Origin of the sequence: Paracoccus sp. SCN 68-21 (assembly GCF_001724535.1) — a bacterium.
GTDB classification, from domain to species: Bacteria; Pseudomonadota; Alphaproteobacteria; order Rhodobacterales; family Rhodobacteraceae; genus Paracoccus; species Paracoccus hibiscisoli.
Genome location: NZ_MEES01000036.1, coordinates 1 through 23,461, shown reverse-complemented (window position 1 = coordinate 23,461; position 23,461 = coordinate 1). Strand labels below are relative to the sequence as shown.

The 23,461-nt window shown below is 69.2% G+C and carries 22 protein-coding genes, 1 tRNA gene and 1 pseudogene; 8 read left to right on the top strand and 16 right to left on the bottom strand.

Annotated features, from left to right (window positions below):
* The 3 genes from addB to tsaE form a co-directional block, all read right to left on the bottom strand.
* Nucleotides 1–2,079, bottom strand: a 2,079-nt coding sequence (gene addB / locus ABS73_RS11355) for a double-strand break repair protein AddB (protein WP_286693457.1), incomplete at its 3' end; no start/stop codon positions are given.
* Entirely contained in the window at nt 2,072–2,737 is a 666-nt protein-coding gene (locus ABS73_RS11350) for a nucleotidyltransferase family protein (protein ID WP_277023238.1), read from the bottom strand. The genes addB and ABS73_RS11350, both read right to left, overlap by 8 nt.
* A complete protein-coding gene (tsaE, locus tag ABS73_RS11345; RefSeq protein ID WP_277023240.1) occupies nt 2,725–4,101 on the bottom strand; it encodes a tRNA (adenosine(37)-N6)-threonylcarbamoyltransferase complex ATPase subunit type 1 TsaE in 1,377 nt (458 codons plus the stop codon). The genes ABS73_RS11350 and tsaE overlap by 13 nt, the downstream gene beginning before the upstream one ends.
* Before the next feature lie 102 nt (nt 4,102–4,203).
* Between tsaE and ABS73_RS11340 the strand changes: the two genes are divergently transcribed.
* On the top strand, nt 4,204–4,800 hold the full coding sequence (locus ABS73_RS11340) for a COG3650 family protein (RefSeq protein WP_277023242.1): 597 nt from the start codon (nt 4,204–4,206) through the stop codon (nt 4,798–4,800).
* Here the strand turns inward: ABS73_RS11340 and dapB are convergent.
* Entirely contained in the window at nt 4,791–5,630 is an 840-nt protein-coding gene (gene dapB / locus ABS73_RS11335; protein ID WP_277023243.1) for a 4-hydroxy-tetrahydrodipicolinate reductase, read from the bottom strand. The genes ABS73_RS11340 and dapB overlap by 10 nt on opposite strands.
* Before the next feature lie 73 nt (nt 5,631–5,703).
* Here dapB and rbfA point away from each other — a divergent pair, with 73 nt between their 5' ends.
* From rbfA to truB, 3 genes are read left to right on the top strand one after another with little or no spacing between them, the layout of a single operon-like run.
* Nucleotides 5,704–6,126 (top strand): 30S ribosome-binding factor RbfA, encoded by a 423-nt coding sequence (gene rbfA, locus ABS73_RS11330; RefSeq protein ID WP_136856086.1) that lies wholly within the window; start codon nt 5,704–5,706, stop codon nt 6,124–6,126.
* 31 nt (nt 6,127–6,157) lie between these two features.
* Nucleotides 6,158–6,874, top strand: coding sequence for a phosphodiester glycosidase family protein (locus tag ABS73_RS11325; protein ID WP_423805186.1), 717 nt, complete (start codon nt 6,158–6,160; stop codon nt 6,872–6,874).
* Nucleotides 6,875–6,925: 51 nt separating this feature from the next.
* Nucleotides 6,926–7,819, top strand: a complete 894-nt coding sequence (gene truB, locus ABS73_RS11320) for a tRNA pseudouridine(55) synthase TruB (RefSeq protein ID WP_277023247.1) — start codon at nt 6,926–6,928, stop codon at nt 7,817–7,819.
* Nucleotides 7,820–7,860: 41 nt separating this feature from the next.
* Here the strand turns inward: truB and ABS73_RS11315 are convergent, their stop codons facing one another.
* Genes ABS73_RS11315 through ABS73_RS11305 form a run of 3 tightly spaced genes read right to left on the bottom strand, consistent with a single transcriptional unit; the run spans nt 7,861 to nt 10,487 of the window.
* Nucleotides 7,861–8,682, bottom strand: coding sequence for a C40 family peptidase (locus tag ABS73_RS11315; protein ID WP_277023249.1), 822 nt, complete (start codon nt 8,680–8,682; stop codon nt 7,861–7,863).
* Nucleotides 8,682–10,052 (bottom strand): leucyl aminopeptidase family protein, encoded by a 1,371-nt coding sequence (locus tag ABS73_RS11310; RefSeq protein WP_277023251.1) that lies wholly within the window; start codon nt 10,050–10,052, stop codon nt 8,682–8,684. Before ABS73_RS11310 ends, ABS73_RS11315 begins: the two co-directional genes overlap by 1 nt.
* 57 nt (nt 10,053–10,109) lie before the next feature.
* Nucleotides 10,110–10,487 (bottom strand): hypothetical protein, encoded by a 378-nt coding sequence (locus ABS73_RS11305; protein WP_136856081.1) that lies wholly within the window; start codon nt 10,485–10,487, stop codon nt 10,110–10,112.
* A 139-nt stretch (nt 10,488–10,626) separates the two neighbouring features.
* On the opposite strand from ABS73_RS11305, the gene ABS73_RS11300 reads away from it, so the two are divergent.
* Nucleotides 10,627–11,274: a carbonic anhydrase gene (locus ABS73_RS11300; RefSeq protein WP_277023254.1), complete on the top strand. Its 648-nt coding sequence runs from the start codon at nt 10,627–10,629 to the stop codon at nt 11,272–11,274.
* 187 nt (nt 11,275–11,461) lie between these two features.
* Here ABS73_RS11300 and ABS73_RS11295 read toward each other — a convergent pair whose 3' ends face one another.
* The 7 genes from ABS73_RS11295 to ABS73_RS11265 form a co-directional block, all read right to left on the bottom strand.
* Nucleotides 11,462–12,484: an aspartate-semialdehyde dehydrogenase gene (locus tag ABS73_RS11295; RefSeq protein ID WP_277023255.1), complete on the bottom strand. Its 1,023-nt coding sequence runs from the start codon at nt 12,482–12,484 to the stop codon at nt 11,462–11,464.
* Nucleotides 12,485–12,715: 231 nt separating this feature from the next.
* The gene (locus ABS73_RS11290) at nt 12,716–14,311 is read right to left on the bottom strand and encodes an autotransporter domain-containing protein (RefSeq protein ID WP_277023257.1); all 1,596 of its coding nucleotides are present in this window, start codon (nt 14,309–14,311) and stop codon (nt 12,716–12,718) included.
* The gene (locus tag ABS73_RS11285) at nt 14,304–14,678 is read right to left on the bottom strand and encodes a zinc-binding metallopeptidase family protein (protein WP_277023259.1); all 375 of its coding nucleotides are present in this window, start codon (nt 14,676–14,678) and stop codon (nt 14,304–14,306) included. Before ABS73_RS11285 ends, ABS73_RS11290 begins: the two co-directional genes overlap by 8 nt.
* A gap of 80 nt (nt 14,679–14,758) precedes the next feature.
* Nucleotides 14,759–15,376, bottom strand: a complete 618-nt coding sequence (locus tag ABS73_RS11280; protein ID WP_277023261.1) for a glycosyltransferase family 29 protein — start codon at nt 15,374–15,376, stop codon at nt 14,759–14,761.
* Nucleotides 15,373–16,413 (bottom strand): glycosyltransferase family 4 protein, encoded by a 1,041-nt coding sequence (locus ABS73_RS11275; protein ID WP_277023263.1) that lies wholly within the window; start codon nt 16,411–16,413, stop codon nt 15,373–15,375. The genes ABS73_RS11280 and ABS73_RS11275 overlap by 4 nt, the downstream gene beginning before the upstream one ends.
* Nucleotides 16,394–17,593 (bottom strand): MFS transporter, encoded by a 1,200-nt coding sequence (locus ABS73_RS11270; RefSeq protein WP_423805187.1) that lies wholly within the window; start codon nt 17,591–17,593, stop codon nt 16,394–16,396. Before ABS73_RS11270 ends, ABS73_RS11275 begins: the two co-directional genes overlap by 20 nt.
* A 125-nt stretch (nt 17,594–17,718) precedes the next feature.
* Nucleotides 17,719–18,207 carry a hypothetical protein gene (locus tag ABS73_RS11265; RefSeq protein WP_277023267.1) on the bottom strand — a complete coding sequence of 163 codons (489 nt, stop codon included), beginning with the start codon at nt 18,205–18,207 and terminating at the stop codon, nt 17,719–17,721.
* A gap of 168 nt (nt 18,208–18,375) precedes the next feature.
* On the opposite strand from ABS73_RS11265, the gene leuB reads away from it, so the two are divergent.
* From leuB to ABS73_RS11250, 3 genes are all read left to right on the top strand, one after another.
* Nucleotides 18,376–19,497: a 3-isopropylmalate dehydrogenase gene (gene leuB / locus ABS73_RS11260; protein ID WP_277023269.1), complete on the top strand. Its 1,122-nt coding sequence runs from the start codon at nt 18,376–18,378 to the stop codon at nt 19,495–19,497.
* Between the two features lie 6 nt (nt 19,498–19,503).
* Nucleotides 19,504–20,457, top strand: coding sequence for a DMT family transporter (locus ABS73_RS11255; RefSeq protein ID WP_277023272.1), 954 nt, complete (start codon nt 19,504–19,506; stop codon nt 20,455–20,457).
* Nucleotides 20,458–20,503: 46 nt separating this feature from the next.
* Nucleotides 20,504–20,580: transfer RNA gene (locus ABS73_RS11250), tRNA-Pro, on the top strand.
* 409 nt (nt 20,581–20,989) lie between these two features.
* On the opposite strand, the gene istB is transcribed toward ABS73_RS11250, so the two are convergent.
* Nucleotides 20,990–21,727, bottom strand: a complete 738-nt coding sequence (gene istB, locus ABS73_RS11245; RefSeq protein WP_286693456.1) for an IS21-like element helper ATPase IstB — start codon at nt 21,725–21,727, stop codon at nt 20,990–20,992.
* 45 nt (nt 21,728–21,772) lie between these two features.
* A pseudogene (gene istA / locus ABS73_RS11240) lies at nt 21,773–23,348 on the bottom strand (IS21 family transposase).
* Nucleotides 23,349–23,461 lie beyond the last annotated feature (113 nt).

Sequence of the window (23,461 nt, the reverse complement as noted above, 5' to 3'; positions counted from 1 at the left end):
GGCGGAGTGGCTGCGCTGCGCGGGCCGGGAGAGCGCCTCGGCGAGCTGGAGCCAGTGCTGGCCGCGGTTCCGCATCGCCGTCAGCGCCGCTGGCCCGTTCCGCTCGGGCAGGCCGCTCATCAGGTTGATGAGGCGGTTCAGCCAGCGCGAGGGGATCGTCTCGGCCTCGGCATCGCGTTTCGCGCGGGTCAGGATGACGCGTTCGGCGGCAATGCCCTGCTGAAAGTCATGCGCGGCCAGCCCGATCTGGCGTTCGGGCAGCGGCAGGCCCGCCGCGGCGCGCATCTGGCGCGACAGCCACGGGTCGGGGGACAGATGCTGCGGCCAGCCACCCTCGTTCAGGCCCGACAGGATGACCGTGCCGTGGGCATACAGCCGCGCCTCTCGCGGGCCGCGGATGCGCAGGCAGTGATGGCCCGCCACGTCCTCGCGCACGGCCTTGGCCTGCAATTCGGTGACCAGCAGGGCGCTGAAATCGCCGGGGCCGATATCGGGGCCAAGACCGGCATGCTCGGCCAGGTGGTCCAGCACGGCGCGCGCCATCTGGCCCGCCTTGTCCTGCCACAGGCGCGACTGGTCGACATCGCCCGCCGGACCCGCCGCCAGCGCCTGCGCCAGCCCCATCAGGTCCGACAGCCGGTCGGGCAGGGGGCGCGGCCCCCGATCGCGGGCCAGGGCGGTGATGCGCACCAGCATCGCGGCCAGCCATTCGGCCCAGATCTTGCGCGTCTCGTCGCCCTTGGTGGCCCAATCGGCCAGCGTGTCCGCGTCGGGAAAGGCCGGACCGTTGCGGCGCAGCTGCAACTCCAGCTCTCGCGTCTCGCGCAGCATGTCGTTGCGCTTGATCACGGTCGATCCGGTCGCGGTCAGCGGATGCTTCAGCAGGATCAGCAGGCGGTCGATGGTCAGCGGCTGGCCGAACAGCGCGGCCACCTGGCGCAGGAACAGGCCCGGCGCGGTCAGGGGCAGGGGGCGGCCCGCGCTGTCATCAGGGCGGATATGCCAGCGGTCCAGCGCCGCCGTGACCCGGCGGATCAGACCGCTATCGGCGGCAATCAGCGTGATCAGGTCGCCCCGTTCGGCGGCGTCGCGCATGATCAGGGCGATGGTCTCGGCCTCCTGGCCGGGCTGGTCGGCCTCGATCAGCGTCAGGTCCGCGGTAGCGGGGACCAGATCGGGCAGGGCGGGGCCTTCTGCGATCCACTGGTCGGTGACGGGCGCGGGGCGCAGCGCCAGCGACACCAGCCGGTTGCGCGCGGCGGATGGCGGCTGCGCCTGGGTCCAGCGCCGCGGATAGCCTGCGGTGGCGATCAGCGGCGCGAACCGCGCCTGCGGGTGGTCGTCGGCGCGCTCCAGCCCGTCCCAGACCGGGGGCGGCTGGTCGAAATCGAACCCCGGCAGGACGACCGCGCCGTTGGGCAGCGCCGCCACGGCCTGCATGTAAAGCCGCGTGGCCCCGTGCGAGCCGGTCGAGCCCGCGACGATCACCGGCCCCTGCGGCAGGCCGATCCCCTGCGGCCAGTCGCGGGCGGCGGCCTCGGATGCGGCGCGCTGGCGGGCGGGGCGGTCTTCCCAGCTGTTCTTCAGATGAAAATCCGCAGCAATCTTGAAAAATGCCAGCGCGTTCTGCCAGTGGCGCGCGTGATCGCCGGTGTCGATCGCCTCAAGGTCGGACAGGTCGCGCCCTTCGGTCTGCATCTCGACCATCAGCTGGGACAGGGACTGCGCCAGCACCGGGATGGAATGGCCCGCCCCAAGATCGGGGCGCAGCGCCAGCATCTGCGCGATCAGGCGGGCCAGCTGCAGCCGCCGCGCCAAGGGCGGGACCGGCGGGTCGGGCATGACCAGCGGCCCCGGATCGATCCCGGTGATCGAGCGGATCTGCGGCAGCAGCAACGGCCCGGCCCGGTCGAATGCCCGGCGCAGCGCCCCCATGGTCGTCGCGGCATTGGTCAGGATGGTGACGCGGGCCAGCGCCTCGGGCGGCTGATCCGACATGCGCTCCAACAGCCCCTGGACAAAGCAGTCCGCGAAATCGAGGCCCGGCGGCAGGGCGTAGAGGCCCTGCATCTCAGCCATCCAGCAGCGCCTCGGCCAAGGGTATCGCGGCCGGATAGCCCACGTCGCACCAGCCTCCCGCATGGACCATGCCATAGGCGCGGCCATCCGCGATCATCAGGTCCCACAGGCGGTTCAGCGAAAAGGCCCGGTCCGGGATGTCCGCCAGCCGGTCGGGGCGGATGATCTGCGCGCCCGCATAGACGTAATCGCCCTGCCGCGTCAGGCGGCCGCCCTCCAGGCTGAAATCGCCCGCGCCCTGCCGCCCCGTGGCGCGGTCCAGCGGCACCAGCGCCAGCAGCGCGTCCATCCGGTCGTCCCAACCCGCAGCCAGCGCCGACAGCACGTTCGGCCCCGTCCAGACCACGTCGGGGTTCAGCGTCATCACCGGCCACCGCCCCAGCAGGGGCAGCGCCTGACGCAACCCGCCGCCGGTGTCCAGGATCAGGCCCGGCTCCGGGCTGATGGCCACATCCTGCCCGGCCAGATGCCGCTCGATCTGAGCGCCCAGGTAGTGGGTGTTGACCACGATGGGCGCGGCCCCCGCATCGCGGCCCAGATCCAGCGCGCGGTCCAGCAGGGCGCGGCCCGCGACCTGCACCAGCGGCTTGGGCCGGTCGTTTGTCAGCGGGCGCATCCGCGTGCCCAGACCGGCGGCAAAGATCATCAGGGGCGGCATTGTGCGATCCTTTCCCGCAAGGCGACATCGGGTGCCGGCACGCCCACCAGCGCGTCGCGCAGGGGCGCCAGCGCCGGATGGGCCAGATTGCGCTGCAGATGCGCCCAGACTCGCGGCATGAAGGCCAGATAGCGCGGCTTGCCGTCCCGCACCGCCAGCCGGACAAAGACGCCCAGGATGCGCAGCGCCCGCTGCGCCCCGATCAGCGCATAGGCGGCGCGGAACGCGGCCTGATCCGCGCCGGTCGCGGCCAGATAGCGGGCGATCTGGACCTGTTCGGTGGCGGGGTCCACGTCGCGGCGGGCATCCTGCAGGGCGGACACCAGATCATAGGCCGGATGGGCCGCGACCGCGTCCTGAAAATCCAGCAGGCCCAGGGGGGCGTCACCGCGCCAGACCAGATTCTCGGCATGGAAATCACGCAGGCTGATCGCCGGGGGCAGGTCGCGACACAGGCGGTCATGCAGCTCGGCGATCAGCGCGGGCAGGCCGGGCAGGTCGGCATCCGGATAGTATTCGCTGAACAGGGCCGCCAGATCGCCCATCGCCGGGCCGCCCAGGGGCGCGACGGAATCGGGGACAGGCAGGCGGTGCAGCGCCACCAGCAGATCGGTGATGCGGTCGTGGATCTGGGGGGCCAGGGCCGGCGCGCGCTCCAGCACGCGGGCGACCAGATCGTCGCCCAGATCCTCCAGCAGCAGGAACCCCTGCGCGCTATCCTGCGCCAGCACTGCCGGCGCACCAAAGCCGTGGCCGCGCAGCCAGTCGGTCATCGCCAGGAACGGCGCGACGGACCCCGACGGGTCGTCCATCAGCACCCCCACCCCCGGCAGGCGATAATACCGCCGGGCCGAGGCATCGCCCGCCAGCGGCTGCACCCGCGCCTCGGCCTGTCCCGCCGCCACGACAAAGGCGGCGCGCGCGGCCAGACGGTCGGCGCCGGGGAAATCCATCGCGATCAGGCGCAGGTCCGGATCGGGCTGGGGCAGCAGCGCGATGGTCCGCGCGCCGGGCGGCACCCCGTCCAGCCGGTCGGGCCATTCGATCAGGCAGATCGCGTCATCCATCGCCTCGTCCAGGCCCAGCTCGGTCAGCTCGGACGGGTCGGTCAGGCGATAGAGGTCGGCGTGCCAGATCTGCGTGCCCATCGGGTCGTCATAGGTCTGGACCAGGGTGAAGGTCGGGCTGGGCACGTCCTCGGCCCAATCGTCCTGGCGGGCGCGGATGAAGGCGCGGGCGAAATGCGTCTTGCCCGCGCCCACGGGTCCGTCCAGCAACAGGGTCGCGGGCGGCGCCAGGTCGGCGGCCAGCATCCGTGCCAGGGCGGCGGTCAGGGTCTCGGTGGCGATCAGGCGCGTGCTCATGGGGCGGTTCTAGCCGGTCGGCGCGCCGGGGGGAACAGGGCGCGAAACCGTGTGATGCGGCGCGGCCCCCGCTGCGCTAGGCTGATCCGAAAAGGAGGCCCCATGATCCGCACCGCCCTTGTCCTGATGCTGTCGGCCACCCCGGCGCTGGCCACGCAGGAATACATCCTGCCCACCCTGTTCGACGTGGCCCGCGTGGCCGCGGACGACGTGCTGAACATCCGCGCCGATCCGAACGCCAGCGCCCCCATCATCGGCACGCTGGCCCCCGACGCCACTCGCATCGAGGTGGTCCAGGAACGCCAGGGCTGGGCGCGCGTCAACAAGGGCGAGGGGTCGGGCTGGGTCTCGGCCCGCTATCTGGATTACCGCGTCGATGTCTGGGAGGAGGACCGCCTGCCCGAAGGGTTCCAGTGCTTTGGCACCGAACCGTTCTGGGGTGCCGCGCCACAGGACGGCGCCCTGGTGCTGACCGGCCCCGACATGGAGGATGACATCCGCCCCATTCAGGCGGTCCTGTCCACCGGGGTGTTCCGCGACCCGACCCGCGCCGTGGTCGCGCAGGGGGTGACCCTGATGGCCACCCCGCAGCAATGCAATGACGGGATGTCGGACCGCCTGTTCGGGCTGCGCGCGCAGGTGGTGATCCACGGCGACAGCCCGCGGATGCTGTCGGGCTGCTGCTCTGTTCAGCCCTGAAGGCCCAGCACGTCCATCATGTCGTATTCGCCGGGGCCCTTGTCCTGGCCCCAGACCGCGGCGCGCAACGCGCCGCGCGCAAAGATCGCGCGGTCGGTCGCCAGATGGCGCAGCACGATGCGCTCGCCCTCGGCGGCAAAGATCACATCATGTTCGCCCACCACGTCGCCACCCCGGATCGCGGCGAACCCGATGCTGCCGGGCGCGCGGGCGCCGGTGATGCCCTCGCGCGCGGGCACGCGCAGGTCGTCCAGCGTGGCGCCCCGCCCCTCGGCCGCGGCCTGCCCCAGCATCAGCGCGGTGCCGGAGGGCGCGTCGACCTTGTGGCGGTGGTGGGCCTCGACGACCTCGATGTCCCATTCGGTGCCCAGGGCGGCGGCGACCTTGCGGGTCAGCCCGACCAGCAGGTTCACGCCCAGACTCATGTTGCCCGCACGGATGATGGGCGCATGGCGCGCGGCGGCGGCCAGCGCGTCCAGATGCCGCTGCTCCAGCCCAGTGGTTCCGATGACATGGACCGCGCGCGCCTGCGCGGTCAGTTCGGCGAAGGCCACCGTCGCATCGGGGCTGGTGAAGTCGATCACCGCCTGCGCCTGCGCGATGGCGCCGACCGCATCGTCGCTGACCGTGACGCCCACGGGTGCGGCCCCCATCGCCGTGCCGATATCCTGCCCGATCCAGTCGTGGCCGGGCCGGTCCAGCGCGCCCACCAGCCGCAGATCGGCGCTGTCCAGGATCAGCCGGATCAGCATCTGCCCCATGCGCCCCGACGCGCCGGTCACCACGACGCCCGGCAATTGCGGCTGATCGGTGTTCTGCAAATCGCTCATGGTCCACCCCTGTTGGCTTTGGTCGCGTGATACAAGGTTGCGGCGCGGCCCGCGACCCCCTACATCGGGGCGCATGGCACAGAACCGCAATTCCCAGGGTCAAGGCTCCAAGGCGCAGCGCCAGCTGCGCGTGGGCGAACTGATCCGCCGCACCCTGTCCGACGTGCTTGCGCGGGCGGATGTGCATGACCCCGACCTGAACCGCCACTCGATCACCGTGGCCGAGGTCTCGATGTCGACCGACCTCAAGGTGGCGACGGCCTTCGTGCTGCCCCTGGGCGGTCGCGACGCGCCCGAGGCGCTGCTGGCCCTGCGCCGCAACACGCCCGAGCTGCGCCACCTGGTCGCCAAGGCCATGACGCTAAAATACGCGCCCGAGCTGCGGTTCCAGCTGGACGAGACGTTCGATCGCATGGACGACACCCGCCGCCTGTTCGAGGACGAGCGCGTCCGCCGCGATGTCGAGGCCCCCGACCGCGAAGACGATGACGCCTGATCTGCCGCGCCTGGCGGCGGTGGCCGCGGGCATGCTGGTCGCGACCCTGCTGCCCGGGGGTGCCGCGCAATGCGAACGGGTGGATCATGACGGCCAGGGCTATGTCCTGTGTGCTGTCGAGGCCGCGCAGGAGCCCGCGCTGCGGCTGTTCCAGGACGGCGCGGACGGCGCGCCGCTGCGCACATTCGCCAATGTGCGCCGGACGCTTGGTCCGGACGAGACGCTGTCCTTCGCCATGAACGCGGGCATGTTCCACGCCGACTATCGGCCCGTGGGCCTGCTGGTCGTGGACGGGGTCGAGCTGTCGCCCATCGTCACCGGGGCCAGCCGCGACAATTTCGGGATGCTGCCCAACGGGGTCTTTTGCACCGGCGGCGCGCGGCCCTTTCAGGTGATCGAATCGCGGGCCTTCGCCGAGGCGCGGCCCGGTTGCCGGCTGGCCAGCCAGTCGGGGCCGATGCTGGTCATCGACGGCGATCTGCACCCCCGGTTCCTGGTCGACAGCGACAGCCGCTATATCCGCAACGGCGTGGGCGTGGCGCCCGACGGGCAGACGGCGTGGTTCGCCATCTCGAACAGGCCGGTGACGTTTCACGAATTCGGGCGGTTCTTTCGCGACGGGCTGGGCGTGCGCGATGCGCTGTATTTCGACGGCTCGATCTCCAGGCTATATGCGCCATCGGTGCGGCGGGCGGATTTCGGGCGCAGCATGGGGCCGATCATCGGCCTGGTCGAGCAGGACGGTTGACCCTTGCGGGCCGCGGGTCTATCCCCCGGCCCTTGTTTTGCAGGAGTTACCATGGCGCGCAAGAAGGGCCGGGACATCAACGGCTGGCTGATCGTGGACAAGCCCGCGGGGGTCAACTCGACCGCCGTGGTGGCCAAGGTGCGGTGGGCGCTGGACGCCAAGAAGGCGGGCCATGCCGGCACGCTGGACCCCGACGCGACCGGCGTGCTGGCCATCGCCCTGGGCGAGGCGACCAAGACCGTCCCCATCGTCACGGATGCGCTGAAATGCTATGATTTCGTGGTGAACTGGGGGTCGGAGACGACGACCGACGATGCCTCGGGGACCGTGGTGCGGACCGCCGGTGCGCGCCCCTCTGCCGCGCAGATCGAGGCCGCGCTGGCGGGGTTCACCGGCGACATCATGCAGGTCCCGCCCGCCTTTTCTGCCGTGATGGTCGAGGGCGAGCGGGCCTATGACCTGGCCCGCGAGGGCGTCGAGATGGAGCTGGCCGCGCGCCCGCTGTGGGTCGACAGCCTGACCCTGCTGGAGGCCCAGGCCGACACCGCCCGCCTGGAAATGGTCTGCGGCAAGGGCGGCTATGTCCGCTCGATCGCGCGTGACCTGGGCCGGGCCTTGGGTTGTCTGGGCCATGTCGCGCATCTGCGCCGCACCTGGTCGGGGCCGTTCGAGGCCGAACATGGCGTGGCCTTCGACCGCGTGGACCGCGAGGCGCAGGACTGGCTGGAGACGCAGATCCTGCCACTGGAGACGGGGCTGGCCGATCTGCCGATGCTGCGCGCGACCGTCGAGGGCGGCATCCGCATCCGCAACGGCAATCCCGGCGAGGTGACGGGCGGCGCCGAATGGGGCGAGCTGGTCTGGGTTCAGGACGCCAAGGGGCCGGTCTGCATCGGCCGTTATCAGGGCGGGATGGTTCAGCCGGACCGGGTGTTCAACCTGTAGGCCGGGCTGGGGGGCGCTGCCCCCGTCCCTGCGGGATATTGTCATGAAGAAGAAGGGGGGCGGCGCGCGCCTTGGAATGGGCCTTGGCCTGCGGCGTCGATGCGGCTGATCGCGTGGGCGATGGGTTCCTGCGTGACGCTCATGGTCCAGGCGGTCGCGTGGATCATCCTGTCGGCAGACAGGGCCATGGCGACATGGCCGGGCCAGAACAGCAGGTCGCCGCGGTCGATGGTGTCGGTGGGGGGGAAGGCCTCCCGTTGCAGGTCGCTGTCGCCGGGGCAGGCGATGTCGCAGGCGGACAGCGCGGCCTGGACCAGGCCAGAGCAGTCGATGCCCGACCGGCTGTTGCCGCCCCACAGATAGGGTGTGCCAGCCAGGCTTTCGGCCACGGCGACGGGGTCTGGGGCGGGCCCGTCGCCGATATGTTGCACTGGAACATGGCCGCCGGTGGCCAGGGTGGCAAAGCCGTCGTGGACCCCGGTCACCGACAGGCGGGCGCCCAGGGAGAGGGACATCCGCTCGGGGCGCTTCATGTCGGGTTCCAGATAGACATGCGTGGCGGGGGCCGTCACCCGATGCGTGACGGGGGGCCGGTCGCGGGTCAGCGCGGTGTCGGGCAGCCAGCCGCAATAGCCGTCCAGGGCGGCCTGGACAAAGCTCATCCCGTCGCGGCGCTCGATCACGGTCAGGTCGGCCCCGAACAGCACCTGCCGGTCACGACGGCCGTCGGGCGCGGTCAGCAGGTCCGCCAGCGGGATGGCCAGGCGCGCGGGTTCGCCTGGGGTCCAGGCCGGGCGGTCCAGCAGGCCGCGCAGGCTGTCCAGCGCGACGCGGTCGGTGGCCGGGGTCAGGCGGCGGTCCATCAGCGCGCCAGTATCTGCGGTAGCGCGGCCATCAGCGCGCGCGCGGCCTGTCCGACCCCGCCCTTGGGGCGGCCGGGGGCGGCAGAGGGCTGCCAGCCATAGATGTCGAAATGTGCATATCGGCCCGCGCCCTCCGCGAAGCGGCGCAGGAACAGGGCGGCGGTGATCGAGCCCGCCATGCCGCCCGAGGGGGCGTTGTCCAGATCGGCGATTGCCGGTTCGATCTGTGGCTCATAGGCCTCCCAGAAGGGCATGCGCCAGACCGGGTCGCCCACTGCCATGCCCGCGCCTTGGATCGCGGCCGCCGTCGCATCGTCGTCGCAGTAGAAGGGGGGCAGGTCGGGGCCAAGCGCCACCCGCGCGGCCCCGGTCAGGGTGGCCAGGGTGATCATCAGGTCGGGGTTTTCCTCGGCCGCGTAGGTCATGGCGTCGGCCAGGACCAGCCGCCCCTCGGCATCGGTGTTGTTGACCTCGACCGTCAGGCCCTTGCGCGAGGGCAGCACGTCGCCGGGGCGGAAGGCATTGCCCGCGACACTGTTTTCCACCGCCGGGATCAGCACGCGCAGGCGCAGGCCCGACGCCGCCCCGCTGCGCGCCAGCATCTTCAGCAGGCCAAGCGCGGTCGCAGCCCCACCCATGTCCTTTTTCATCAGCCCCATCGACGCGCCGGGTTTCAGGTTCAGGCCGCCGGTGTCAAAGCAGACCCCCTTACCCACGATGGTCAGCATCGGCCCCGCATCGCCCAAGCGGATGTCGATCAGCCGCGGTTCGCTGGCCGAGGCGCGGCCCACCGCATGGATCAGCGGAAAGTTCTGCTTGAGCAGCTGGCCGCCGCAGATCACTTCGACCCGCGCGCCGATGTCATTGGCCAAGGCGCGGGCAGCGGCCTCCAGCTTGTCGGGGCCAAGGTCGCTGGCGGGGGTGTTGATCAGGTCGCGGGTCAGGAACTCGCCCCCGGCGATGGCCAGCAGGCGGTCGGCATCGACCCCTGCGGGGCAGACCAGGCGCGGGCCCTGCACGGGCGCGCCCTTGTAGCGGGTGAAGCGGTATTGGCCCAGCAGCCAGCCCAAGGCCAGCTGATCGGGGTCCAGCCCCTGGGGCAGGGCCGCCAGATGCCAATCGCCCACCGGCAGCGCCGCCGCGCGGGCCAGCGCAAAGCGGTCGCGCCCGGCCTGCGCGCGGGTCCCCAGGCCCATGATCGCGCCGCGCAGCCCGCCTTGCGCATCGGGCAGCAGGCAGATCTGCCCGGTCTTGCCTGCAAAGCCGCTGGCCTGGGGCCAGCTGCCCGCGTCATCGGGCAGGGGGTCGCCGGACCAGACCAGCCACAGCGGCAGGGTGGTGTCGGAGGCGGGCGCGAGTTCCGGGGTCATGGGCAGGTCCTTGGCAGTTGCCGGGCCAGCCTACAGGACCGGGCGCCGCCTGCAACCTCAGCCCAGGGCGGTCCGGTCCCAGATCGCCGTCAGCGAGCGGTTGCCCACCCGCAACAGCCGCGCCCGGATCGCCGCCAGCGCCGCCATGTCGCCGCGTTCCGCCGTGCTGCCCAGGTCCATCGCCACGCCCGCCAGCGACAAAAGCCCGATCTGCCAGGCCAGCCGCGACATGCGTTCGGCCTGGGCCACCGCCTGCCCCATGTCGCCCGCCTGCAGCGCCTCATCCACCGTCGTCAGGGCGGCCGCCAGCTGTTCCAGCGCCAGCCCGATGACGTGCTGGGCCGCCGTCTCGCCCAGCTCGGTCACGATCTCTGCCACGCGACGGCTGTCCACGCGGACCACCTCAGATACGGCCAAAGCCGATATTTGTGCCATCCGCACCTCCGAAGGGATCTGTCCCCGCACGGGCCGACCATGGCGCCTGTCGGTGAAGAAACCCTTGAGCGGGACCGCATAAAAGGCTCGAATTTGTCTCAACTCCGGCCTATCACGCTGGCAGAAAGCGAGGTTCCAGATGCACAACCTGTCTCCGTTGCCGCAATATCTGATCAAGCGCTATCACGGCTGGAAGGCGACGTCGTACAACGAGAACGCCGCCTGGTTCCGCCGCCTGGCCACCGAGGGTCAGCGTCCGCGCGCGATGGTGATTTCCTGCTGTGACAGCCGGGTTCATGTCACCAGCATCTTCGGCGCCGATTCGGGAGAGTTCTTCATCCACCGCAACATCGCCAACCTGGTGCCCGCCTATGCCCCCGACGGGTTGCAGCACGGCACCTCGGCCGCGGTGGAATATGCGGTGGCGGCGCTCAAGGTGGCGCATCTGATCGTGGTCGGCCACACCAATTGCGGGGGCGTGCAGGGCTGTCACGCGATGTGTTCGGGCGCCGCCCCCGAGCTGGAGGAAAAGACCAGCTTTGTTGGTCGCTGGATGGACATCCTGCGCCCTGGATACGACCGCGTGAAGGACCTGCCCGCCGAGGATCAGGTCAGCGCGCTGGAGCGCGAGGCCGTGCTGGTGTCGCTGGAGAACCTGCTGACCTTCCCCTTTGTCCGCTCGGCCGTCGAGGCCGGAGAGATGTCGCTGCACGGGCTGGTCCATGACATCAGCCAGGGCACACTGCTGCAGGCAGAGGATGGCGGCCGGCGGTGGGTGTCGATCTGACCCGTATGGGGTCGGGCCGCCAGCCGATGATCCGGGCTGGATAGGCCGCGGTGATGCCCCTGGGCTGCGGGTTGAACCTGTCCGGCACGGCGGCATGATCGGTATCGGCGCGAAGACGGGCTCCGACAGCATGAGGGCGGCGATGGCCCTTGCCACGCCGCCCCCCAGCAATCCGGTCTGACGCGGATCAGCCCTTTTTCAGCACCCGGTTGCCCAGCAGTTCCGCGATCTGGACCGCGTTCAGGGCCGCGCCCTTACGCAGGTTGTCGCTGACGCACCACAGGTTCAGGCCGTTCTCGACCGTGCCGTCCTGGCGGATGCGGCTGATGAAGGTCGCGTAATCGCCCACGCATTCGACGGGGGTGATGTAGCCGCCGGGCTCGCGCTTGTCGATGACCATGACGCCGGGGGCCTCGCGCAGGATGTCGCGGGCCTCGTCTTCGTCCAGGAAGTCCTCGAATTCGATGTTGATCGATTCCGAATGGCCGACAAAGACCGGGACGCGGACGCAGGTCGCGGTGACCTTGATCGACGTGTCCATGATCTTCTTGGTCTCGACGACCATCTTCCATTCTTCCTTGGTCGAGCCGTCTTCCATGAAGACGTCGATCTGCGGGATCACGTTGAAGGCGATCTGCTTCTGGAACTTGTTGGGGGCCTTTTCCTGACCCGGCACGTACATGCCCTTGGTCTGGTCCCACAGCTCGTCCATGCCGTCCTTGCCCGCGCCGCTAACCGATTGATAGGTCGAGACAACCACGCGCTTGATCCGGGCGCGGTCATGCAGCGGCTTCAGCGCCACGACCATCTGCGCGGTCGAGCAGTTGGGGTTGGCGATGATGTTCTTTTTCGCATAGCCGTGGATCGCCTCGGGGTTCACTTCCGGCACGATCAGCGGCACGTCGGGGTCGTAGCGATAGAGCGACGAGTTGTCGATCACCACGCAGCCCGCGGCCGCGGCCTTGGGGGCGTGGATCTTGGTGGCGTCCGATCCGATGGCGAACAGCGCGATGTCCCAGCCGGTCCAGTCGAACTGCTCGATATCCTTGATCTTCAAAGTCTTGTCGCCAAAGCTGACCTCGGTGCCCTGGCTGCGGCGCGAGGCCAGCACGGCGATCTCGTCCACGGGGAACTGGCGTTCGTCCAGGATGTTCAGCATTTCGCGGCCCACATTGCCCGTGGCGCCGGCGACGACGACTTTGTAACCCATTTCGGGGGGACTCCTTTTTCTGCGGTCCGGGGCGTCTAGCGCAAAAACGCACGCAACGCCAGCGCGCGTTGCAACCCGGCACCGCGCAACACGCCCGGCACGGCGGTGCGGTCCCAGCCAGCGGGGCCTGGTAAAACCGCCCGCACCGGGTATGCACGCCCGATGCACCGGGCGTGCACAGGGTGTACACCGCTTGCGCGCGCAGCAAGCCCCGCGCGCGCAACGGTCGCCTCAGAAGCGCAGACCCAGGCCCGCGCCGACCGTCGCCTGAGAGCCCGCATCATGGCCGATGCGGCTGTCCAGCGTCACCCAGGCATCCGCCTGGTCCGACAGCGCCGTGCTGGCCGAGAGGCCCAGGCGGACAAAGTTGCGGTCCTGCCCGTCCAGCGTCACCTGGCGATCGGTGCCCGAGGCATCGGTCACGCGGATGCGCGAGGGTGCGCCTTCGGCCAGGTCATGGACCAGCGCGCCTTGCGCCGACAGCGCGACGGGGCGCCCCGCCACGTCCAGATCGGTGCCGACGCGGCCGCCCAGCTGAACCTCAAGGCTTTCGATGGCCTGGCTCGCATAGGTGACGGCGCGACGGTCGCCCGACCCTTCGGAAAAGCCGCCGATGCGGGTGCGGCTGTAGTCCAGCCCCACGACCGGGCCGTATGTCACCCCCGTGGCGGTGGCATAGTCGCGCCCCGCCTGGACCCGCGCGCCCAGGGTATAGGCATTGGTCGACCAGTCGAAATCACGTGCAACGATGGTCGCCCCCAGCCCCGAGCGCAGCACGAAGTCGCGCGTGCCCTCCAGGTCGGACTTGCCCCAGCTGACCGCGCCCACGACCCAGTCGTCGTTCATCGTATAGGCAGCGTCCAGCGACAGCTGATAGGCGGTCGATTCCAGATCATCGCCGCTGCGCAGGTCGTCGCCCGTGCGCGCATAGGCCAGCTGGCCGCCCAGCGACAGGCCGGGCGCCGCCTGATAGGCCACCCCCACCCGCGCCATCAGCGCCGCCCCGCCATCGCGGCCAAAGGTGGCGCTGCTGTCCGGCGTGGCCAGCCCCTGCACCGCGATGGAGGGCGTGATCTGCCCGATGGCGCCGTCGGCCCCCAGGCGGTCGCGGGTGGCGCGCAGCGACAGCGCCGCCAGGTCGGCCTGCTGACGGGTGGCCAGATCGGCGATCTGCGCCGCCGACAGGGCCGCATCCTGCGACGAGGCGATCAGGTCGGCGCCGGTCTCCTCGACCAGCAGTCGGGTCAGGATGCGGGCATAGTCGCGCATGCGCTGTTCGAACCGCTCAGGCCCCAGGGCGGCCAGCAGGAACTCCCAGTTGTCCTCGACCGGGTCGTGCCAGGTCGATCCGCCGGGGATCGCCGGGTTGTCGGTCTGGGTATAGCCGTCCAGATCGCCAAGATCCCAGTTGGTCGATTCCAGCCATAGGATCGGGATGCCGTAACCCTCGAACACCGCGGCGTCCGAACAGCAGCCCGTGTTGATCGGATAGTCCGGGTTGCGGCCCGGATTGCTGCGCAGGTCGATGCCCATATCGCGGGCGATGTCCTGCGCGCGGGACCACAGCGACAGCAGCGCCGGGTCATCCAGATATTCGGTCCCGGCATGGGCATACATGAAATCGCCGGTGATCAGGCTGTCGATATTGATCATGCCGGCCATGTCGTCGCGACGCTCGCCCAGCGTCTGGACGTAATGGGCGGCGCCCTGCAGGCCGACCTCCTCGGCGCCGAAGGCCACGAATTCCAGGCCCAGATCGGTGTCCAGCCCCGACATATGGCCGGCCAGTTCGGTCAGCACCCCCGCGCCCGAGGCGTTGTCATCCAACCCCCTGCAGGTCGGGCGAGGTGCCCGCCGTGTCGAAATGCGCGCCCACGACCAGAAAGCGGCCATCCGCCCCCGGCATCGACACGACGAGGTTCTGCGACGGGCCCAGCGTCGCCCCCGTGCGGCGGTTGGTGGCGATGAAATCCTGCCGCGTGACGGCATTGCCGCCAAAGGACAGCCGCCCGCGCATGTATTCGGCCGCGTTGAAAAAGGTCGTGCCGCTGTCCGGGGTGCCGGTGAAGCGGCCCGGATAATCCAGCGCTAGGCTGCGCATGGTGTCATAGCCATAGGCGCCGAAATCCTGTGCCAGCGCCGGGGTGGCGCAGATCAGCGCCGTTGAGGCCAGGGCGGCCTTGAGGGTGGTCATGGGTTTCTCCCTGTCTGCTTGGTGCCCCGTTCTGGGGAAGCGGACAGGATTGCACAGCATGCAGGCCGCGCAAGGGCCGTCTAGCGGATCAGCGTCAGACGGTGGTCGCGCTGCAACAGATCGGCCACCCAGGCGGCCTCGGCTGCGAAATCATGCGGCACATCGGCGGCCGCGCGCCGCCCCGATAGCGACAGGCTGGCGAAGAAGTCGAAGCCATACAGCGTCAGGCTGGCCAAGTCGCTGCGCAGCAGCAGGTCGATCATCATGGCGCCGGTTGTGGGCGGCGCACCCAGCCTGCCCGCCAGCAGGTCGATATCGGCCAGCGGGTGCAGGTAGAACCCCTCGCTGGAGGCGATGGCCCAATCCAGCCGCTTGCGCTTGGGCGACATCCACAGGATGCGGCCCGGCGCCAGCCGCGCGCGGTCCGCGTCGGGCAGCCGCGTGGCCAGCGCCAGCCAGTCGGTGCGCGTGCCATGGCTGGTGGCGTCGGGCATCGGCGCGCGGTTGATGCGGATGACGCGACAGGCGGCGTCGATCTGCGCCCCATGCGTCCGGTCGGCCAGCGCGCGGGCATTGCCGATCAGCGCGACCCGCTGTCCGCTGAGGTCGGCCAGCAGCGCGGATTGCGGCACGGACAGCGCCGCCAGCGGGGCGTCGCGGCGCATCAGCCGCGCGGTGGCGAAGGCCAGGCGGTTCACAGAAGCGACCGATAGACGGCGGTGATGGCCTGCGCCTCGGCCGCGATCGCGTGGTTGGCCGCGACATGGGCGCGGGCGGCCTGACCGGCGGCGGCCCGGCCCGCATCGTCGTCCAGCCAGCGGGCCAGCGCGGCGGTCAGGGCGGGGGCGTCGTCCTTGGGGACCAGGCTGCCGGTCTGGCCGTCGCGGATCAGCGCCTCATAGGCGCCGACGCGGGCGGCGACGGTGGGGACGGCGCAGGCGGCGGCCTCCAGCGGGGTCAGGCCGAAGCCCTCCCATCGGGCGGGGGCGGCAAAGAGGTCGAGGGCCTGGTAATGGGCGATCACCTGTTCCCACGGCAGCTCGCCCAGGAAACGGATGCGGTTTTCCAGCCCGGCGGCCTTGATGCGCGCCTGGAGGTCGTCGGCAAAGGCGCGGTTGTCGGGGGTGATGCGGCCGGTGAAGACGATCTGGGCGCGTGGGCGGGTGGGCAGCAGCTCCAGCCCCGCCTGGACCAGCAGATCGACGCCCTTCTGCGCGCGGATGCGGCCAAAGCAGCCGATCAGGATGGCGTCGGGGTCCAGGCCCAGTCGGGCGCGCAGGGCGGCGCGGTCGGGGCTGGGGTGGAACACGTCGGTGTCCACGCCGTGCAGGATGACGGTCGCGGGACGCTCCAGATAGCTGGCGGCCTGGGGCGAGGTCGCGATCAGCGCGTCCTGTTGCCGGATCAGCCAGTGGGTAAAGCCGGTGTGCTTGCGTTGTGCGGCGGAGGTGAACAGCAGGCGGTATCTGCGGCGCAGGATGCGGCGCAGGATCAGGCCCAGCGCCATTTCGGTATTGCGGCGCGCGTGCCAGACCCGCCAGCGGTCGCGGGGCAGGGTGGCCGCGCGCCACAGCGGGATGTGGGGGATGTCGGCAGGCAGGCCGGGGCCGGTCGCGCGGATGTCGATCATCCGCGCCTGCACCGGGATCAGCCGGACCACCGTCGCCGTGACGCCCGACAGGCGGCGTTTCAGGTTCGGTGCGACGATCAGCGGATCAGTCTGGGTCGGGGGCATGGGCGGGTGCCTCGGGCGTCAGGAAATACAGCAGGAACCCGATCGCCAAGGGGATCAGGAAGAACAGCCACAGCATAGCGAAGGCCTGCGCCGGAGGGTAGGCGCCCTGCGCCGCCGCATAGACCGGCCGCGAGGCGAATTGCATCACCCCCACCCCGCCGATCGACATCATGTTGAGGAAGGTCATCCCCCGACCCACAAGATGCGGTGGCAGAAACCCCCGCCCATGCGCCATCAGCAGCGGATAGGCCGAGCCGAAGAAACCCAGCACCACCAGCAGCACCGTCACCACCGCCAGCGGCAGCGTGGGTTGCAGCACCATCACCCCCATCACCGCGATCATCACCGCCGAAAAGATCATCACCGCGCGCCGCGCCCCTCCGGCCAGCCGCGCGGCGGGCCCGACCGCAAAGCTGCCCGCGACCATCGCCAGCCCCATGGCCAGCGTCACGCGGCCGATCTGGGTGGCGTCGGCGCCATGCACCTCGGTCAGCCAGGGGGCGGCCCACAGGCCGCGGATCGCCGCCGTCACCGCATAGTTCACACCGAACAGCGGCAGGATGAACCACAGCCCGCGCAGGCGCAGGATCTGGCCGATGGACCCCTGCGGATGGCCCGCGCCCAGCCGCGCCGGGTCGCGCACCGCCGCCAGGACCAGCGCCGCCACCCCCAGCGTCACCGCAGCCAGCCCCCAGAGCGTCTGGCGCCAGCCCGCGGCCTCGATCACCCAGACCAGCGGCGATGCGCCCAGGATGTTGCCCAGAGAGCCAAAGCCCACCAGCATCCCCGCCAGCGCACCAAAGGCCGCCTGCGGATATTCGCGCGCAAAGATGTAATACGGCCCCATCAGCGCCGGCGAACAGCCGATGCCCAGCAGCGTCATGGCGACATGCAGGTGCCAGGGCGCGGTGGCCAGCGCAAAGACGACCGCCCCCCCGGCCCCGCCCAGCCCCATCAGCCAGGCGACCGTGCGGCGCGGCCCGAACCGGTCCAGGGCCGCGCCCACCGGAAGCTGCATGGCGGCAAAGGCGATGAACCACAGCCCCGAGGACAGGGCCAGATCGCCCGGCCCGGCCCCCACCTGATCCTGCAGCACCGGCGCCAGCACGGCCAGAAACGCCCGATAGAATTGCGACAGCATATAGGCCAGCACCAGGCTGACCAATCCGGCCTTCAGCATCACGACGACCCTCCGTTCCCCGGCGGCACGCTGGGGCAAGCGCGCGGAATCTGCAAGATGTGCAAATCACCGGCGGCCCCGGCGTCGCGCCGGGGCATCACCGTCAGGGGGATATCGGGCAGGGGTTACTGTGCGGGGGCGTCCGTTTCGGTGTCGGCATCGGCTGCGGCCTCGGCGGCGGCGGCCTCGGCCAGGCCCGGCGTCACGGGCTGGGTGCTGCCGCCCATGCCCTCCAGCCGGGCGATCATCTCGGGGACCTGCGGGCCCAGGCGGTCGCAGGCATCGGCCTCGGACATCACGGAAAAGGCGGGACGGACATAGTCGCGGTCATAGCTGACCGGGTCCAGGCCCAGCCGTTCGGTCAGCGCATCGGTGGTGCCGGCCATCAGCTGGAATTCCGGGCCGCTGACATCATGTTCGGGGCATTCGGCGGTGATCACGGTCATCTGCGCCAGATCGTGCGCCAGCGCCTGCGCTGCGTCATCGGACAGGCCGGACACGTCCGGCAGCGGCACGACCACCCGGTCGCCCGGCACCCCGTCCGAGGTCTGCGCCAGGGCAGGTTGCGTCAATGCCGTCGCGGCGGCGATCATCAGGGCAGTCCAACGGGTCATCACGGTCCTCGTGCGCAGTCACGGTCGGCGGACAGGGTCGGCCAGCGCGCCGCAGGGTGCAACCCAAACTGTCGTGAGCGGGGGCGGGAATCTTGACCGCGCGTCAGGCGGGGTCTAACCCGGACCGGCAGCCCGCCCTGTCCCCGGCGGGCACCTGAAGGAGGGATCATGTCCGACCGCTATTCGCTTCTCATCCTGCCCGGCGACGGGATCGGCCCCGAGGTCATGGCCGAGGTGGTCAAGGTCATCGACTGGTTCCAGGTGAACCGCGGCATGGCGTTCGACGTGACCCACGATCTGGTGGGCGGCGCGGCCTATGACGCGCATGGCGTGCCGCTGGCGGATGCGACCATGGCGCGGGCGCAGGCGGTGGATGCGGTCCTGCTGGGCGCGGTGGGCGGCCCCAAATACGACGTGCTGGATTTCAGCGTCAAACCCGAACGGGGCCTGCTGCGCCTGCGCAAGGAGATGGACCTGTTCGCCAACCTGCGCCCGGCGCAATGTTTCGACGCGCTGGCCGATTTCAGCAGCCTGAAGCGTGAGGTCGTGGCGGGTCTGGACATCCTGATCGTGCGCGAGCTGACCTCGGGCGTCTATTTCGGCGAACCGCGCGGCATCCATTCCGACGACAACAACCCCGAGAACGAGGGTGGCCGCGTCGGCATCAACACCCAGCGTTACACCAGCGGAGAGATCCGCCGCGTGGCCCGCGCCGCCTTCGCGCTGGCCCGCGCGCGCGGCAACAAGGTCTGTTCGATGGAAAAGGCCAATGTGATGGAATCGGGCATCCTGTGGCGCGAGGAAGTGACCTGGGTGCATCAGAACGAATATCCGGACGTGGACCTGTCGCACATGTATGCCGACAACGGCGCGATGCAGCTGGTGCGCGCGCCGCGCCAGTTCGACGTGATCGTGACCGACAACCTGTTCGGCGACATCCTGTCGGATGCGGCGGCGATGCTGACCGGGTCGCTGGGGATGCTGCCGTCGGCATCCTTGGGCGCGGTGATGCCCAACGGCCGCCCCAAGGCGCTGTACGAGCCTGTCCACGGATCGGCCCCCGACATCGCGGGGAAGGCGCTGGCCAACCCCATCGCCTGCATCCTGTCCTTCGCGATGGCGCTCCGCTATTCGTTCGGCGAGGGTGCTGCGGCCGATCAGCTGGAGGCCGCGGTCGAGCGCGTCCTGGCCGATGGCGTCCGCACCGCCGACCTGATGGGCCCCGAAGGCGGCACTCCGGTCAGCACGTCGCAGATGGGCGACGCCATCATCGCCGCGCTGGAGGCCTGATTGGCGCTGACCGGCAACGTCAAGGGCGCGCTGCTGCAGCTGGCGGCGATGGGCCTCTATGCCACGCATGACGTGATCATCAAGACCCTGGGCGCGTCCTATCCGGCGTTGCAGATCCTGTTCTTCGCCTCCCTGCTGTCCTTTCCGCTGGTCAGCATCGTGCTGATGCGCGACCCCCAGCCGGGCACGCTGCGCCCCAACAACCCCGGCTGGGTGATCCTGCGCACGCTGTGTGCGGTGGTGGCGGGGGCGGCGGGGTTCTATGCCTTCTCGACCCTGCCGCTGACGCAGGTCTATGCGATCCTGTTCACGACGCCCCTGCTGATCACCATCCTGTCGATCCCGCTGCTCGGGGAAAAGGTCGGGCTGCACCGGTGGGCGGCGGTGGTGGTGGGCCTGTCGGGCGTGCTGATCGTGCTGCGCCCCGGCGGGCAGGAGCTGCAGCTGGGCCATGCGGCGGCCATGGCAGGCGCTGTCGCCAGCGCCATGGCTGCGGTCATCATCCGCCGCCTTGGCCGGGCCGAGCGGCCGATGGTCCTGATGATGTGGCCGATGCTGGGCAACTTTTTCGCGACCGGCGCGGCCCTGTCGATCAGCTATGAGCCGATGGAGCTGATCCACCTGGCGATGACCGGCATCATCGCGGCCCTGGGCCTGATGGGCGGGTTCCTGGTCATCATGGCCTATCGCGCCGGAGAGGCCGCCATCGTGGCGCCGATGCAGTATTCGCAGATCCTCTGGGCGACCGCCTATGGCTGGTTCCTGTTCGGAGAGGGGGTCGACCCCGCCACCCTGCTGGGTGCGGGGGTGATCATCGCCTCGGGCATCTACATCGTCTGGCGCGAGAGCCGCGGCGGCGTCAGCGCGAACCGCCCCGCCACCAGCGCCCGCCTGCGGACCGAGACGGTGACGGCGCCCAAATCCACGATCCTGCAAAGATTGTGGCCCCCCCGCAGCTGAGGGCTTGCATTCGGACAGGCGGCGCGCTAACTGCCCATCCTACGGTCGGAGCGTAGCGCAGCCTGGTAGCGCACCTGCTTCGGGAGCAGGGGGTCGGAGGTTCGAATCCTCTCGCTCCGACCATTTTCCCGTTGTTGTTGATTGCCACTGAAGTGTTCCTCAAGTGGCCACTATTCTTCCTTTGCAGCAGCAAAGCTGACGTAATTTGGAAGAGTATTAGCTTGCGCCTCGCGCCGCAGTTATCACCCGAGACAGCCATCTGCTATTTTTCCCGTGTCAGTTCCGGGGCCAAGGACATGGGAATAAGCGAGCAAACGCCTCCGAATACCAAAGCGGATCGAGCGGACTTGGGGGCAAAGCGCATCGCAGCTTTGCAGGAAAAGGCCGGTCAGCACGACAGGGAGCAAACTCATACACCGGCTGACAATTTCGGCCCTCTCCGGGCATTCGCCAGGCTGGTGTTGGCTGTCACTGAGAACTGACCCGGCATTGTCACCGAGAACTGACCCGCCCGGTCGTTATGTGTGCTGGTTCATGCTGGGGTCAATGATGCTGCCTCCTTCCGTTTCTTTTTTGCTGTCTCGGAGCTGGCCTTGAAGCGATAGCTGTCGTTGCCGGTCTCGAGGATGTGGCAGCGATGGGTGAGACGGTCGAGCAAGGCCGTGGTCATCTTGGCATCACCAAAGACCGTGGCCCATTCGCTGAAGCTGAGGTTCGTGGTGATGACGACGCTGGTGCGCTCGTAGAGCTTGCTCAGCAGGTGGAACAGCAGCGCTCCGCCCGAGGCGCTGAAGGGCAGGTATCCGAGCTCGTCAAGGATCACCAATTCGGTCTTCACCAGCGCCTCGGCGATCTTCCCGGCCCGTCCTTGAGCCTTTTCCTGTTCCAGCGCATTCACCAGCTCGACGGTTGAGAAGAAGCGCACGCGTTTGCGGTGGTGCTCGATGGCCTGGACGCCGATGGCGGTCGCGACATGGCTCTTCCCGGTGCCGGGTCCGCCGATCAGCACTACATTCTCGGCCGCGTCCATGAACTCGCACCGATGCAGCTGGCGCACGAGGGCTTCGTTGACCTCACTGGCGCCGAAGTCGAAGCCGGACAGGTCCTTGTAGGCCGGGAAGCGCGCGGCCTTCATGTGATAGGAGATGGAGCGCACCTCGCGTTCGGCCATCTCAGCCTTGAGCAGCTGCGATAGCATCGGCATCGCGGCTTCGAATGCTGGCGCACCTTGCTCCATGAGATCATGCACGGCCTGCGCCATGCCTGGCATCTTCAGGCTGCGCGAGCCATGATGACGATGGCGGCGCCGGCGGGATCATGACGCATGGCGTGTGCCTCCCGCGTCCAGGGGCCGTCGCAGACCGTCATACCGCGCAACATTCGCCTGTGGTTCCTTGCGCAGAGCCAGAGCTTCTGGCGGGGTCACATCCGGCTGATCTGCCGGCGTGCCGTCCACCAGCCTGTGGAGCAGATTCAGCACATGCGTCTTGGTCGGCACCCCCGCCTCCAGTGCCATTTCCACGGCACAGAGCACGGCCTGTTCATCGTGTTGCAGAACCAGGGACAGGATCTCGACCATCTCGCGATCCCCGCCAGGCTTGCGCAGCATCTGTCCCTGCAACTGGCGGAACGCCTCCGGCATCTCGACGAACGGGGCGCCGTTACGCAGCGCCCCCGGCTTGCGCTGGATCGAGCCACTGTCCGCCATCGGTCCGAGGACAATGGCGAGGGGCGAGGTAATGGCGCCAGTCATAAACGACGCGGCCAGGTTGCCGGTGGGACCGTTCGATGATGCGCGCATGCGCGCAGACCACGTGCCCTTCGGCCACGATCACCAGCCGATCGGGGTAGATGTGCAGGCTGACGGGGCGGTTCGCGAAGCTGGCCGGCACAGAGTAGCGATTGCGCTCGAAGGTGATCAGGCAGGTCGGCGACACCCGCTTGCTTTGCTCGACATAGCCATCGAAGGCTGTGGGCAACGGCATCAGCGCAGGCTTCTCGGCTTCCCAGACATCGGCAAAGCTGCCAGACAAAGTGCCATGCGCAGTCTCGGCCCACAGAACCTTGCAGCGCTCTTCAAGCCAGTCATTCAGCGCATCGCTATCTGAGAAGGCTGGCATCACCTGCCAGAGCCGGTGTCGCGCATCGCGGACGTTCTTCTCGACCTGTCCTTTCTCCCAGCCCGCCGCCGGGTTGCAGAAGTCGGGCTCGAACACATAGTGGCTGGTCATTGCCATGAACCGCGCATTCACATCGCGCTTCTTGCCCACGCCCACGCGATCCACCGCCGTCTTCATGTTGTCGTAGATCCCGCGGCCCGGCACGCCCTCGAAGACCCGGAACGCGTGCCAATGCGCGTCGAACAACATCTCGTGGGTCTGGAGCAGATAGGCCCTGACCAGGAACGCGCGGCTGTGCGACAGCTTGATGTGGGCCACCTGCAACTTGATGCGCTCGCCGCCGACATGGGCCCAGTCCTCGCTCCAGTCGAACTGAAACGCCTCGCCTGGCTGGAACACTAGCGGCACAAATGTCCCGCGATCCGTCGTCTGCTGCGCGCGCTGGCGGTCTCCCTTCCATGCCCGCACAAAGGCTGCGACTCGCTCATACGAGCCGTCATAGCCAAGCTGAACCAGATCAGCGTGCATCTGCTTGGCAGTGCGCCGGTCCTTGCGAGACTTGCGTTGCTCCGTCACCAGCCAGCCTGACAGCTTCTCTGCATACGGGCCCAGCTTGCTTGGCCGCGCCGGAGTCTGGAGCCGGGGTTCAACGATCCCCGCCCGCAGATACTTCTTGATGGTGTTGCGAGACAGCCCGGTCCGCCGCGCGATCTCGCGGATGGGCATCTTGTCCCGCAATGCCCAACGTCGAATGACGCTCAAAAATCCCATGTCGATCACTCCGATATCCCCCGACAGATCCTGTCAGAGGCAAGGTTCCACATGGGTCAGTTCTCAGTGACAATTCCGACTGCTGCCGGGTCAGTTCTTAGTGACAGCCAACA